The organism is Candidatus Zixiibacteriota bacterium, from assembly GCA_040752815.1.
In the GTDB taxonomy this organism is placed as follows: domain Bacteria; phylum Zixibacteria; class MSB-5A5; order GN15; family FEB-12; genus JAGGTI01.
Genome location: JBFMGC010000001.1, coordinates 173,683 through 186,229, shown reverse-complemented (window position 1 = coordinate 186,229; position 12,547 = coordinate 173,683). Strand labels below are relative to the sequence as shown.

Sequence of the window (12,547 nt, the reverse complement as noted above, 5' to 3'; positions counted from 1 at the left end):
AGTTTGGTCTGCCTCGCGAGTTCCTCAAGGACTTCAGGGTCAGTCAATACCAGGTTGAGTTCGTCGCAGAGTTTCTTTTCCAGGACGAATCGGGAGATACGTTGATTGTTGGAGCAGACTGAGGTCCCCCCATTGCGGTAGCCCCCGCAAAGATAAACCGATGACCTTCCGCTATTCTGAGCAACAACGGAAGCGCCGCACCTGTCGCACTTAAGAACCCCCGAAAGTAGGTAGTGACCTCTTGGACCGGCCCGGGGCCGCCAGACTCCGGATCGTTTTGAGTGAATCTTATCCCATATTTCGTTCGATATGATGCGAAGAGCCTCACACTTATATGGAACCCACTCTGACACTGGTTTTGTTTTCTTTACTCGTTTAGCCCCCTGGCTTCTCTTGACCCATCTGGTCTTGCTCCATGTCCAGTCGCCCAGGTATTTCCGCTGATGTACCATAGCTCTTAGCGTGGAACGAGACCAGAACCCCGACCGTCTGCCGCAACCGGCGTGAGGAGACGGCACACCGAGGCGGTTCAGGTGGTCGGCAATACTCCGGTAACCGTAGCCGGAGGCCTTCATCTCGAATATCTGTTTGACCACTTTTGCCTGATCAGGGTAAATCTGAATCTCACAACCAAGACGTTTTGGTCTGCCGAACTTGTCGGTTGCTCCAGAGGGGTCGAGAATCTGCCTGGTCTGATATCCGTAAACCCGCCCACCGGCGGAATATCCCCGAAGTACCTGACCCTTGAGGCCCCGGACGATCTTAGCCCTCATATCATCCAGAAACATTTCGTTCATGATCCCTTTGAAGTAGTAAGGGATTTTCGCCGAGGGGTTTGAAGTGTCGATACCATCGGCTACCGCCAGTAGAGTTACGCCGAGCTCCGATAGCTCACGGAAGACGATAGCGGACTCTGCTATGTCGCGCCCCAGTCTCGAAAGGTCATCCACGATGATGTTGGCAAACTTCCCTTGAACGGCGTACTGCTTGAGTCGCAGGTACTCAGGGCGGCGCGAGTCCGATCCCGATAAAGCTGCATCGCGAAAAATATGCTCATCCGACACAGACAAGTCTCGTCTTGCAGCAAAATCCCGGCACTCGTTGACTTGATCATCGAGCGATCTCGGGTTTTGTGCATCGCTGCTGTAGCGAGCGTAGATGGCGGCGTTCATAGACTCAAAAATGGCACATTTTCCGCCCCGACCGCAACCTGATTTTCCGGCTTCATGGCGCTTTAGGGCCTTGTTGAAATGCCTCTAACTCATTGATTATCAAACATATTCACATACACACCTGGCATTTACTCCGAACTAAAAGGGGATGTCTCCAGAGTCGCTTTTGTCCGGTTCCTTTTCCCACGAGCGGTAATACCCCAGGAACTTGTCGGAAATCAGCCAGTTGAAGTCGGGGTTCAGCGTGAACCTGGATACAATGCGGCCAACGCCCTCCTCGACCAAACCCAATCCAATGAGCTCCAATTTCTTCATGATCTGCTTGGCTGTCTTATCGCTCACTTTCATATACTTCATAAGCTCGGTCACGGTGAACTCGCTGGGTTTCGACTGTTTGCATGGAATATCCTGGTCGAAGACAAGTTCCACGGCCTTGCGCCGGTCATCCGGAAGGCAGGACAGGCTCACCGCGACAATCAACGGCAAATCCTCCGTGGTGATTTGCTTGCGTCCGGAGATAAGCGCGTGGGAGCGGGCCAGATTACAAACCAATGTCGTAAATCGATCCACGCCCTCTGGGACCGCACCCGTAGAATTGGTCTCCGCGTGGCCATCCTCGCCCCTTTCCGTCCAAACCCGGATATCCTGCCTCCCGGTAGTAACGAAATCGGCCAATAGGGATATCAAGTCAATGGACTCGGGGCAGTCCTGACTGGGGTCCCATTTGACGGTTCTTGGCAGGTAGCCGCAGTGTTTCAGGAGCGCTTCGACCGAATTGAGATTCTCGGGGGCACCCTCAGGCTGTTCGTAGGGCTCGGCTCGATACTGCTTAATCACAATCGAGAGAAATTGCGCTACTGCCTCCTTGGCGCGGCGTTTCTTCTGCTTGTAGTGCATTGGCTCAGTCAAGATGGTTTTGGCGCGGCTTTGGCGTTCCTCCCGCGATAGACGCGCAGGAGCGTTTAAGAACAACAGACGCGAACCGACTCTCGACATAGCGTTCCAAGCCGTTTGACTTATCGGTGTGGTGGCGCCCAGAAGGCCAAAAATGTAATCTCCCGTAAGAGATCGCGAACCATGCACAGCCCCCGCATTTGAGAGACCGTTCCCGTCCAGGACGCGAGCCAGAGTAGCGTAATTCTCCTGCAGGATTTCCTTCGGCTGGTTAAACAGGGTGCTCATATCAGGGATTATGACCGTCTTGTAGGGGATCTTAGCGAGTAGGTCGACGTTCTTGAGATCCTTCTTCTTCACGTTGCCAGATTGGGTGAGGAAGCTCGCGGGCGTGAACTTGTCCAATCGGTAGCAATAGGGGAGGCCGTCAAAAAAATCCAGGACAGTCGTCTTTTCGGTCGACGGGCCATCGACGAGAACCAGTGCCAGGGGGTTGGCATTATCCTTGAGCAGACACGACATGCAAACGGCCAGACAGGCATCCAGCAAGAACCACACACGAGGGCCGAAGTCCGAAATGATCGTATTCCTGAGATGTCGATAGGCGTGCGACACGCTGTTTTCATTCAAAGCGGTGTCAATTACTGCTTGCGGTATGTTGGTCATTTGGGAACCTCCCTTTCTTCAATTGATTGACGATATACTTTTTTTCAATTATGACTTTGTCGATTTCTTCCAGCTCGTAGAGACAGATTTGCTCCGTTAGGTAAAACGCCTCCAGGGGCATGACTCCGTTTGATATCGCCCGGCGCGCCATCCGCAGCCGACATGACAGGGCTTCATCAAGGAGCTCGTACCAGGCCAGCTTATTTTCTTCCTCGTAGTATTCAGGTGAGTATTTGGGTGACTGAGGGAACACAATAGCGCGGTGTCTCACCCGGTCCTGATGCGATTCGTCACCAGGTGGAGGGAAACCAGCAAGCTCGTACAGTTTGTCTACGGCTTCGCGCTCACTACATTCGTAAAGATAAGCGGTCAGGGCCACCAGGCCCCCTTTGGCACCACAGCAATGGCAGCAGAAGACCTTGTCCGTAAACGAGAATGAGGTCGGGTTGTCACCTCCGTGAATCGGACAGGCGATTCGATTCCCGGAGGCTGCAATGCCAGCGTCTTTCAGGATATCTCTAATGTCCAGACGAGCAATGATGTATTCAAGCGGCACCATGTCTTGACCTCCCTTCGTAAGCGACCGCTTTGAGTGTCCCGATACACTCCGCATATCGCAACGCGGAAACCTGGGCGGTGCCGCTGAAAAATGCCGTGATCTCTTCGTCCGTAGGTGTGGACGACAACAGGAAACTGACATTCTTCGAGTGACCGATCGGTTGGATTCCGATCAGTTCAGCCCTTCCCGATGCGATCAGGAATGCGGCAAAGGTCAGCTTCTCGGTCTGGTAAGGGGCTAATTCTGTTTTCATTGTCATTTACTGCCTCCGTTTTATCTGTTTGAGATTGAGTTATGATTTCATCTGCAATAAGCCCCGCCAGGAAACGCAAGAATTGGTCAAGAGCAGGGCTGATACGCCCGGGGTCCGTTTCAGTGTCGTTCCGGCCGGCGGTTCCGCCTGCGACTGCCGCGTGCGGGTTATTCATGCTCTCCTCGCGGATGACCCACGTGGCGCTTTTCGTAGACCCATTGATCGTACTGGGTTTTGTAGCGTTCTCGGTATAGCAGGCGCTTGAGCTGGTCGGCGGCGTCAGGGCCGGTTAAAGTCTGACCTTCCAGGCGAATCTCTGCCTTGCCGAGGTTGACGTCCCTGATCCAGGCGTACTCGTACGCGGTGAGTGACCTGTTGAAACGCGGTTTCTTGGGTAGCGGAAGGTATGAGGTCGGCCGACAAGTCGAAGACCGGGGTTTGGTAAACCTCAGGCCGAGCCTCTTGAGTTCCCTGTTAAGCTTGATGACACATCGAACGCTGCAGCCGAGGACGACTGCTGTGAGGCGATCAGAGAATCGAAAGTACCGTTTGAGCAGGAAAAAGTAGAGTCGAGATATCGACCGCTGATCTCCGTTCGTCGACACATAATCCAAGTTCCACAGCTTCGGCCTCTCGTCACCATCCAACACACTCTCTACTGCCCGCAAGAACGCGACACCGGTCAAAGCCACTTCCGGTCCGGCCGTTACGACGCTGGCGGCAACAGCATTCTTAAGTAGCCACAGCCTTGCCTCCCGACTGGATTCGCGGAAGAGCTGGCGGTGGCACACCGAACGCAAGGCAAGATTGACAACGTGAGATTCAGAATCAATGTCGGTGTGACGCGGCCTGCTTGCTACTGACGACACCGATGTGCGATCAATGTCTCTATGTCGACGATCAATCTTCATCCCCCGAAGTTTATCTATGCGGAAACCGGTGAACGAGTATACGATGAGTACCCCTCGGAGGTACTACGATAGGTACCCCGAGGATTATTTCAGCGATCTGGCCAGGCGTAGTCTATTTTGACGATTTTGCCGCTTGTTCGCACGTTTCTTGCATTGGATGGAACAGTACTTCTGTCCATATGCATCGAATGACCGAGGAATAAACGCTCTGCACTCAGCACATTGAAATGAACCCTTGTACGATTCGACCTGATTGTAGTATATTAGTTCGTCCCAGAAATCGAAGTAAGCCGCGGCGACAACCATCTCGATCGGCTGCACGGAAGTCGCAACCTCAATGTAGGTTTCACCGCAGAAATCCCCGTAGGTCAACCGGCCAATAAACCGTCTCTCGCGAGCGGAAAACGGGTCTTGTCTTGAGGAGAGGATTTCCTCTATGTCAACGGCGTTGCGCAGGCTATGAACGTATTTAGAAATTGTGAGTATTTCCGGAGGGGTTAAGGGCAGTCTCTGCTCTCCCAAAGTCCACGTCTTTATAGCTAACTTTCTTAGCATCTCAAGTTCGCCCAACGGAAGAGCGCGCAGTGTAAGCTGGGCCAGGTTGTTCGCGCATTTGATCTGTTCGAGTTTCTTCCGACGAGTGCTGGGCTTTTCCCCAAGTGTTTCGCATGCCCAATCCAGACTTTTTTCTACCAGGGGTACCCATAGGAATGCGCTGAAACCAGTTGCGATTCTCTTCCGGTTTTCTTCTTTCATGGTAACACCCAGTAGCGCAGCTATCCTCCGCATTGGTTCGGAAATCCAATGGCAGAATCCAGCGCAATACCAGAAGTCTCTTACCGTTTGATCCGAGTTTCTGCCATCAGCAACAGATCGGTCGCAACAACCGATTGATGCTCGGACAAGTTTGGCCTCGCCTGGAGTGGAAGCACCGATTATTTCGTAGTCCTCTGGGTGTTTACGGATGTCACGAAGCACTATCTTGTGGAAGCGTTGCAGGTCGTCTTTGTAGTCCGAATAAATAGAGCTAACCGTTTGTGCGAAGACCAACTCTTTGTTAATCGCCAAGAGGGGTTCGATTCTATCTCCCGAGGCAACAGGGATGATCAAGTTATTTGAGCCATCCTTCGGATGCTGATCCACCACCTGACGCAGTATCTCTACGGAGTACTCCGGCACAGATCGGTACATGTTCAGGATTGAACGCCAGTAAGTTCCTTTCTCAATGGGCTTGAACACTGACACGACTCTTGACATGATTCCTTTTGAGCCTCTATAGGTTGGCCTGGCGTGGCCACCTACGCCACGAAATCAGGTGGCCGGACACGAATCTGGTAGGACTGTTAAGGTCCCAGCAGTTGCCTACTCCAACTTCTCCAACTTCGCCTTCAAGGTCGACCTAACATTCCCCGGCGGTTTGCCGTCGGATCGGAAGAACTCGGCCAGGAGGCGGGAGATCAGGCCTGAGCCGCTTTCGCCGTACTCGGCGGTGTAGCGTTTGATCCGGTCGATCAGCGCTACCGGAAGATTCATAGTCACCGGCCTCCGGGGGATTCCATCAGCGGGTCGACCCAAAGGTCTGCGTTTTTTCTGTGCCATATACCTCCAATTTTGGGTGCGCACAGGCGCACGTCAATCAAGTAATTTGCTACTTCCTGTAATTAGAGTTATGGGAATCAGGGGCTGTATCCGGCCCGAATTTGACCTCTCCAAAGGTCTCGTAGAACCGGGGCAGATCAGCCTGGCGTTTGACACTGTCGTTGTAAACCTGGAGCATTTCCAGCGACCGGTGGCGGGTGTACTGGGCGACTGTCAGCAGGTCCCCGCCGTACGCCTCGATCAGCTTGGTCGTAAAGTAGTGCCGGAATCCGTGAACAGTTCGGCACAGTCCGAGTTCTCTCAAGGTCCGGTCGACAATCAGCCTTAGGCCTCTGGTGGTGAGCCGCCTGCTGTTGTTGCTGAAACCACAAAACAGCGGTCCATCGGCCACATAGTTGATGCGTATGTGTTCAGCCAGGGCTGTGACCGTCTCCGGCAGCAAGTCAATCGGTTCTTTGTCGTCCTGGCCCTTGCCCTGAACCATCGCTGTTCGAGCATTCAGGTCAAGATCGGTCACGTCCAGTCGGCAGATTTCAACTTGTCGCAGGCCTTGCAGTCCTAACAAGCACAGAATAGCCCTCAAACGGGCATTATTTGGCGACAAATCCAGCTCCCGGATTCGCCCAGTCAGCAGGGTCATTTCTTCGTCAGTGATCCCGGTCCGCTTGTGCCGCTTGCTCTGGCTGAAGCTCTTCACGTTGGCAGTGATGTCCACCGGCAGATACCCCCGCCGATGCAGCTCCCTCAAGAATACCCTGGCTGCCGCCAGATACTTGTTCTTGGTGGCGGCGGTCAGGTCGGTCCGGGCGGCCAGAATCCGCTTGTAGTTCAAGAAGGAGTCCGGAGTCAGGCCGGTTCGCCGGACCAATCGCAGAAACCGCCCAATCCTTGCTTTGTAGTCTGCCAGGGTGCTTTCGGATACGTCCAGTGTGTCAAACACCGCCTGAGCTTCTGCCAGCCTCACAGGAGCCTTATCTGGCCCCGTAGAGACCAATTCCAGCGTGGTGTGTGAGGTCATAGCATCGCCCCGGCTTCAATCTGCTGCAGCGCCATCCGCAGGTTGTTCCGACACTGCTTGAGCAGGTTTATGTAGGCCTCAAGCGGTTTGCCGTCCAGCCCCTCGGCCTGAGCAATCCACTTGGCCCGCTCGGCAAACAGGTCACACAGGCCCCGGCTGGCCAGACGAAGATCGACACACCGGGACGCAAACGGCGAACTGTCCAGGTTCTCCTCGAACAGGTCATTCCCCTCAAGGGTAGTTGTAAACACCACCACCACATTGCGCGGAAGATTCTCCAAAATGTCCAGAAACAGCTCGATAACAGGCCGCGAAAGACCGTGAGCTTCGTTGACGATCAATGCATGGCCCGGTCTCTCGGCCATTGGGATATACCGCCAACTGTCGACTACCTCACGCAGACCGTTGGGCGATAGCTGCCGGGCGACCACTTCCCGGATATAGAGCGGATCGGCCCCTGAGCGGGCGACTATCCGGGCCAGGGTGGTCTTGCCGGTGCCTGATCCCCCGGCCAGCCAGTATGCCCGCCCGCCCCAGCCACGTGATTGCAGCAGTTCGATCTTCTTTATGACCTTTTCCTGTCCAATAACCTCAGAGAGACAGGTCGGTCGGTACTTGTCATCGAGTCGCATGTGAGATTCTCCATAAGTTCTTGACCGGCAAAGGGTCATCACTTATCTTTGAGTGTCCATAAATCCGTCGTTTGACGGGTTTGTTTGTTGCCCCCGGAGGGCTTAATTGCCCTCCGGGGTTTTGTTGTTCAGAATATAGTCGGCGGCTTTCTGAGCCTGGGCCGCAGCCGTGACCGCCAACCGCTTGTCCGCTTTCAGGGCTTGCAGCCAGTGGGCCACATAGCTGGCCGCATTGTCGAGAGTCTGATTCTCAATCCCGGCCATGCCACACAGGAACGCCGCTCCCATCTCGGCTACCAGTTCTTCCCGACTGTAATTCTGGCCACCAAAACCGTCGTATTCTGTCAGAGTCTTCCGGTTCAGTCTCGAACTATGCCCGGTCGCATGGGTCAGTTCGTGAAACAGAGTCGCATAATACTCCGACTGCTCAGGGAACCGGTGCCGCTCCGGTATGTGGATCGAATCGGTTGCCTGACGGTAGTAAGCCCGATTGCCGCCGTTGTGATTGATCGCGGGTGGATTAGGCATTCCGGTAACTATCCGGTCACACTCTGAAATCGGCTCGAATCTTGGCCGCTCCGGCAGGTCAGGCACTACGCCATCGGGCAAGGTGCACTGCGACACGTTGAAGACGTTGTAGTACCGGAGAAACGGAATCCGATCAACCGCCCGGTGGCCCTCGCTGTCTAACTCTCCGGTTTCCTTGTCAATCCAGTTCCAGAAGACCACCATTGACGACCGTTCTCCCTTGTTGACATAGCCGCCAAGTTTCTTGGCCTGGTTGAAGGTCAGCCAGTAGGGCGAATCGAATCCGCCGGCCATCAGGATAAAGACATTGATTCCCCGGTACGGCTGCCGGAAGACCAGGTTTTTCGGCAGACCTTCCGGCCCGGAGACGGTCCAGGGCCGATGCCAGGGGACGGTGCCGCGTTCGAGCAGGGCGACAATCTTGTCAGTCATTGTTTGATACAGGTCCATGGTTACTCCATTGTTTGAGGGTTGTTTGTTGCGAACGTATTATAGAAGATGTGTCGGCATTTGTCAAGTATTATTTACATAAGTAATGCAAATAATAGCCAGGTATTTGTGTGTTGGTTGGCCGTAATTGGAACGCTGTTTGAGGTGCGATAGATGCCTGCTCGCGGCGGCGCGCCGGTTGTGTGGGGGGTACGGGGGAAGAAAACGGGGCCCCGGCATTAGAATACGGTCCCTGCTTCTTACACAAAACGGACGATCCCGCGCAATACGGTTCTGCAAAAAGCGGGTCCCATGCTGTGGGCAATTGACCAAGACTTTGAAAACGAACAAAGCCTGCGAGTGACTATCGCACGCAGCCTTCCGCAATTACCACTGCCATAGGGCGCAGATCACGCCGTAAGAAAACCTTGACAGAATTGTCGTGGTTGGGTATAGTAGTTGTCGTACATACTGATAACGCGAAGCAAAGGTGGCGATGTGGCCCGGCTCCTGATTCCAGTAGTAGTTGTATTGGTGGCGGGGGTGTCGTATGCCACGACGATAAATGTGCCCACGCCACCAGCTTCGTCACAGCCAGAAATTGGTGTGGGCAACACGAATGAGAATCCGGCCTTTGCCCGTGTTATGGAACGCCTCGCGAACATGCCTCTGGCGTTCACGAAGAACGAGGGTCAGTGGCCGGACAGCATATTGTTTCGGGCTTGCACCGGAATGGAGACGGTGTGGTTCACTAGAAGTGGAGTATATCACCAAGTTAAGCGTAGGGTATCTTCGGGCACCGGAACGCCCAGTGGCCCATGGTCTGAACCTGGAACCAATGGCATACAGCGTGGGCCTAATGAGGCACAGACTTTCTTGATTAAGGCTTCGCTGCTGGGTGCCAATCCTGCTTCAACAGTGTTCGGCACCAAAGAGCTGGAATACAAGTGCAACTTCTTCCTCGGAAACGACCAAGGTAATTGGCGCAAGGGTGTATCAAACTACGACGCGATAGTCCTAAGAGAGGTCTATTCGGGAATCGACCTCACCTATTTCGGCAATGGTGATGGATTAGAGTACGATTTTCAGGTAAGTCCGGGAGCTGATCCCTCACAAATCAAGGTCCAATACTCAGGAGTGAGGTGTATTTCGGTTGAAACAAGTGGTGATTTGGTTGTTGTGACAGAATGGGGAGAAGTCTCTGAGCAAAAACCAGTAGTTTACCAAAAAGTTGACGGCTGCCGCAAATCGATTCCCGCTCAATTTGTTTTGGTGGATAGCTGCACTTTCGGTTTTCAACTGGCCCCCAACTACAATGCAGACCTTCCTCTGATTATAGATCCAATCCTTACCTACCGCTCCTACGTTGGCGGAAGCGATGTTGAAGCCGGTTGCGCAATTGGTGTAGATATCTTGGGCAACGCCTATGTGTCTGGGTACACTTACTCGGCAGATTTTCCGACATTGCTCGCTTTTCAGACAGTCTATGGGACGGAGGGAGACGCGTTCGTCACCAAGCTCAATGCCGCGGGAGATGGTGTTCTTTACAGTACTTACATAGGAGGCAGTGGTGAAGAAAACGTTGGCGAGATTGCCGTTGATAACGGCGGTAACGCATATATTGTTGGCTACACTGAGTCAGCTGACTTTCCGGTAATGGATGCCCTGCAGCCATTCAGTGGAGGCACCTTGGATGGCTTTGTGGCTAAACTCAGTGATTTGGGAAACACCTTGGTCTACAGTACATACATCGGTGGGGATCAACCCGAATACTGTTGGGATATTGCGTTGGACGCCACTTACAATGCTTACATTGTCGGGTATACGGCGTCGGAGAATTTCCCCATCGAGGGAGCATATCAGAACAGCACAAATGGAAATGGTGATGCGTTCCTAGCCAAAATAATCGCATCTGGTGATGCCCTAGCTTACAGCACCTACCTTGGAGGAAACGGTACTGACGAGGGCATGGGAATCGCAGTTGACCAGTACGGCAACACTTATGTCACTGGTATCACCTCGTCACTAGATTTTCCAACCAAGAATGCATTCCAATCTACCTGCGATGGCGGGCAGGACGCCTTCGTGACAAAGTTGAATAGCTCTGGAAGCGATATTGTATACAGTACATATATCGGAGGAAGTTCCCAAGATTGCGGGGGCAGAGATATCGGCGTTGACAGCAACTACAACGTGTCTGTTGTGGGTACTACTCGTTCGGCTGACCTTCCTACAAGGAACGCTCATCAATACGCCCATGCAGGCGGCTTCGATGATGCATTCCTGGCAAGGTTTGATTCCGCCGGTAGTGGCCTGGTTTACAGCACCTATCTCGGAGGATCAGGAGGAGATAACGGAGAATGCCTCGCAATCGATTCCCGTGGCAATGTGTATGTTGCTGGTTACACTCAATCGGTAAACTTCCCACTTCTTAGACCCTACCAGTCTACGCTCTACGGACCCTCTAACTTCTTTGTAACTGAGTTCTCAGGTTTCGATAATACGTTGGTGTACAGCACGTACTTGGGAGATGCCAGCGGAGATATGGGAATGGGCATTGCTGTTGGTCCAAATGGACTAGTTTATATTACGGGTAGGGGGCAGGGAGATGCTTCTGTTGCACAGTTATCCGAAGACTCAGATGGAGATGGAGAACTTGATGTGGTCGATAATTGTCCAACTGCTTTCAACCCGGACCAGACTGATTCGGATGGTGATGGAATCGGGGATGCATGTGAGGCTTGTTTCATAAGAGGATGGTCGATCGCTGGGGAGATCGGTCTGTCGAACGTCGTGGACCACGCACCTCAGTTTGTGTGGGAGTACTCGAGTGAGAATGGTTTCGTACAGACGCGAGCAGAGATAAAGCTTGGAACTGTCGCAGATTGGTCGTTCGCAGAAATTTGGGAGTCCGGGAGCATTACTACAGATGAGCCGTCTGTGCAATATGCTGGCGCGCCGCTCGTTGATGGTACCACTTACCTCGTCAGACTGCGGCTTGGCGACAACGGGCAGTGGATGAGTCCGTACTATACAGAGTTTCGCATGAACTCATTGCCGACCACACCATCCGTCGCTTCTCCAAAGAGTGGCTCTGTGTTGGGGCATCAGCCGACTCTCTACATCACAAATTCTACTGATCTGGAAAGAGACGAAATAGCATACGAGTTTGAAATCTACGCTATACAACACCCCTATGCTCCGGTTGAGCTGAGTGGAATGGTGGAGGAATCGCCCGATTCCACCGGCTGGACCGTGAGTGAATCGCTGTCGGAGAACGAATACTACTTTTGGCGGTGTCGAGCCTGGGACGGGTTTGAATTCTCCGACTGGTCGACCTACTGGTTTTTCGCGGTCAACAGTTTTCCTGAACCCCCAGGCACGCCTCAAGTAATCGCGCCCATAGGTGAGGATTTGATTCTGTATGACATGCTACCCGCTTTCACCTGGACGGAGGTGACTGATCCTGACCCATTTGATGAGGTTAAGTATCGTTTGGAGCTTTCCTTGAATGAGAACTTCACGCTGGTGGTGCCGTTCGACAATCTAACCGACACCTCATACACGTTGGCAGACTCGTTGTCTTTTGATACGCCCTATTGGTGGCGAGTGAAGGCAAAGGACGAGGGCGGCCTGTTCAGCACGTCTGTGCCATCCGATTTTTGGACCTGGACGCTGGGTGATGTAAACCACACGCATGATGTTACGATTGGCGACATCACCCTGATGATCGATCATCTCTTCCTGACCGGCACGCCGATTGTGCCGCCGCGAGTCGGAGACGTAAACGCCACCTGCAATATCACCATCGGCGACGTAACTGTCATGATCGACCACCTCTTCATCTCCGGCGCACAATTCATGGTGGGATGTGAATAGGGGCAGG

General features: G+C 53.3%; 11 protein-coding genes. 1 reads left to right on the top strand and 10 read right to left on the bottom strand.

Annotated elements, in window-relative coordinates; all coding sequences use genetic code 11:
* The 10 genes from AB1772_00705 to AB1772_00660 form a co-directional block, all read right to left on the bottom strand.
* The coding region (locus AB1772_00705) for a recombinase family protein (protein ID MEW5794854.1) at positions 1-1,172 on the bottom strand (1,172 nt) is incomplete at its 3' end.
* A gap of 138 nt (positions 1,173-1,310) precedes the next feature.
* Entirely contained in the window at positions 1,311-2,624 is a 1,314-nt protein-coding gene (locus tag AB1772_00700) for a hypothetical protein (GenBank protein MEW5794853.1), read from the bottom strand.
* Positions 2,625-2,703: 79 nt separating this feature from the next.
* Positions 2,704-3,291 (bottom strand): hypothetical protein, encoded by a 588-nt coding sequence (locus AB1772_00695; protein ID MEW5794852.1) that lies wholly within the window; start codon positions 3,289-3,291, stop codon positions 2,704-2,706.
* The gene (locus AB1772_00690; GenBank protein MEW5794851.1) at positions 3,278-3,550 is read right to left on the bottom strand and encodes a hypothetical protein; all 273 of its coding nucleotides are present in this window, start codon (positions 3,548-3,550) and stop codon (positions 3,278-3,280) included. The genes AB1772_00695 and AB1772_00690 overlap by 14 nt, the downstream gene beginning before the upstream one ends.
* A 161-nt stretch (positions 3,551-3,711) precedes the next feature.
* A complete protein-coding gene (locus tag AB1772_00685) occupies positions 3,712-4,149 on the bottom strand; it encodes a hypothetical protein (protein ID MEW5794850.1) in 438 nt (145 codons plus the stop codon).
* Between the two features lie 390 nt (positions 4,150-4,539).
* The gene (locus AB1772_00680) at positions 4,540-5,694 is read right to left on the bottom strand and encodes a hypothetical protein (protein ID MEW5794849.1); all 1,155 of its coding nucleotides are present in this window, start codon (positions 5,692-5,694) and stop codon (positions 4,540-4,542) included.
* A gap of 123 nt (positions 5,695-5,817) precedes the next feature.
* Positions 5,818-5,988, bottom strand: a complete 171-nt coding sequence (locus tag AB1772_00675) for a hypothetical protein (protein ID MEW5794848.1) — start codon at positions 5,986-5,988, stop codon at positions 5,818-5,820.
* 115 nt (positions 5,989-6,103) lie between these two features.
* On the bottom strand, positions 6,104-7,072 hold the full coding sequence (locus AB1772_00670; protein ID MEW5794847.1) for a tyrosine-type recombinase/integrase: 969 nt from the start codon (positions 7,070-7,072) through the stop codon (positions 6,104-6,106).
* A complete protein-coding gene (locus tag AB1772_00665; GenBank protein ID MEW5794846.1) occupies positions 7,069-7,704 on the bottom strand; it encodes an AAA family ATPase in 636 nt (211 codons plus the stop codon). The genes AB1772_00670 and AB1772_00665 overlap by 4 nt, the downstream gene beginning before the upstream one ends.
* A gap of 102 nt (positions 7,705-7,806) precedes the next feature.
* Positions 7,807-8,682, bottom strand: a complete 876-nt coding sequence (locus tag AB1772_00660) for a zincin-like metallopeptidase domain-containing protein (GenBank protein MEW5794845.1) — start codon at positions 8,680-8,682, stop codon at positions 7,807-7,809.
* Positions 8,683-9,159: 477 nt separating this feature from the next.
* Here AB1772_00660 and AB1772_00655 point away from each other — a divergent pair, with 477 nt between their 5' ends.
* Positions 9,160-12,540 (top strand): SBBP repeat-containing protein, encoded by a 3,381-nt coding sequence (locus AB1772_00655; protein MEW5794844.1) that lies wholly within the window; start codon positions 9,160-9,162, stop codon positions 12,538-12,540.
* Positions 12,541-12,547: the final 7 nt, after the last annotated feature.

What these genes read in the sequence shown, in the direction of transcription:
- AB1772_00670 (MEW5794847.1), bottom strand. Translation starts at nt 7,072, where the DNA reads ATGACCTCACACACCACGCTGGAATTGGTCTCTACGGGGCCAGATAAG.
- AB1772_00695 (MEW5794852.1), bottom strand. Translation starts at nt 3,291, where the DNA reads ATGGTGCCGCTTGAATACATCATTGCTCGTCTGGACATTAGAGATATC.
- AB1772_00665 (MEW5794846.1), bottom strand. Translation starts at nt 7,704, where the DNA reads ATGCGACTCGATGACAAGTACCGACCGACCTGTCTCTCTGAGGTTATT.
- AB1772_00660 (MEW5794845.1), bottom strand. Translation starts at nt 8,682, where the DNA reads ATGGACCTGTATCAAACAATGACTGACAAGATTGTCGCCCTGCTCGAA.
- AB1772_00690 (MEW5794851.1), bottom strand. Translation starts at nt 3,550, where the DNA reads ATGACAATGAAAACAGAATTAGCCCCTTACCAGACCGAGAAGCTGACC.
- AB1772_00675 (MEW5794848.1), bottom strand. Translation starts at nt 5,988, where the DNA reads ATGAATCTTCCGGTAGCGCTGATCGACCGGATCAAACGCTACACCGCC.